Genomic DNA, 1,113 nt, shown 5'->3' with positions numbered 1-1,113 from the left:
CAGGCGGTGGTGGGGTCCGCAGGTCATGGTGAGGTTGTCGATGTCGGTGGTGTGGCATTGCGGGTAGTCGGTGATGTGGTGGATTTCGCAGTAGTAGCCGCCGATGTCGCAGCCGGGCGCTGTGCAGCTACGGTCTTTGGCGTAGAGCACGATTCGTTGCCCGGGTGAGGCGAGGCGTTTGGTGTGGTACAGGGCCACCGGTTTTGCGTTGTCGAAGACTGCGAGGTAGTGGTGGGCGTGGCGGGCTAGGCGGATCACGTCGTTGATGGGTAGTCGGGTGCTGCCGCCGGTGTTGCCGTGGCCGGTGACGGCTTCCAGCTCGGTCAGGGTGGTCGACACGATGATGCAGGCGGGCGATCCGTTGTGTTGGCCGAGTTCACCGGAGGCCAGTATGGCGCGCAGGGCGGCGCCCCGGCCGTCGTGGTTGCGTTGGGCTGCTGAGAGCGGACGTCGTGGTCGATGGCGTCCTGTGACGCCGCGCCGTCGGTGCAGGGGGCTTCATCATTCGGGTTGCACATGCCGGGGGCGGCGAGTTTGGCCAGCACGGCTTCTAGGGTGGCGCGTAATTCCGGGGTGAGCCAGCCGGTCAGGGCGGACATCCCGTTGGCTTGTTGGTTACCTACGGTCACACCGCGGCGGTGGGCGCGGTCGTCATCGGTGCAGGAGCCGTCGGGGTTCAGGCAGTCGGTGAGCCGGTCGGCCAGTCCGGCTAGCTGGTCGGGCCGGTATTGCGAACCGAGCCGGGCGAGGTCGGCTTCGGCGTGTGTGCGGGTTTCGATGTCGATCCAGCCGGGCAGCTGGTGGTAGAAGCGGCGGATCACCGCGACATGTTCGCGGCTGAGCTGGCCGGCGCGTTGCGCGGTCGCGGTCGCGGCCAGCGCTGGTGGTAGGGGTTCGCCGGTCAGGGTGTGGCGTTCGCCGAGGTCGGCGGCGTCGCGGATCCGGCGGGCGGCTTCGGCGCGGCTGATCAATGTGGCATCGGCGAGGGCATGCGAAAGCTTGCCGCCCAACTCGGCCGGGGTGGCTTGCTGCGCAAGTTGGTTGATCAGGGCATGTTCACCCGCGCACAGTCGCCGCCGCGCGCGTTCGTAACGGGCCAGCATTGCCAGTCGC

At 68.0% G+C, this 1,113-nt stretch carries 1 pseudogene; it reads right to left on the bottom strand.

The annotated features are described in order from the left end of the window. Window positions 1-1,113 (bottom strand): annotated as a pseudogene (locus DB708_RS25830) (HNH endonuclease signature motif containing protein); the annotation flags it as partial.

Source organism: Mycobacterium montefiorense (genome assembly GCF_003112775.1).
GTDB classification, from domain to species: Bacteria; Actinomycetota; Actinomycetes; order Mycobacteriales; family Mycobacteriaceae; genus Mycobacterium; species Mycobacterium montefiorense.
Note: the sequence above shows the minus strand (reverse complement) of the source record. Positions and strands in the feature narration are given on the sequence as shown.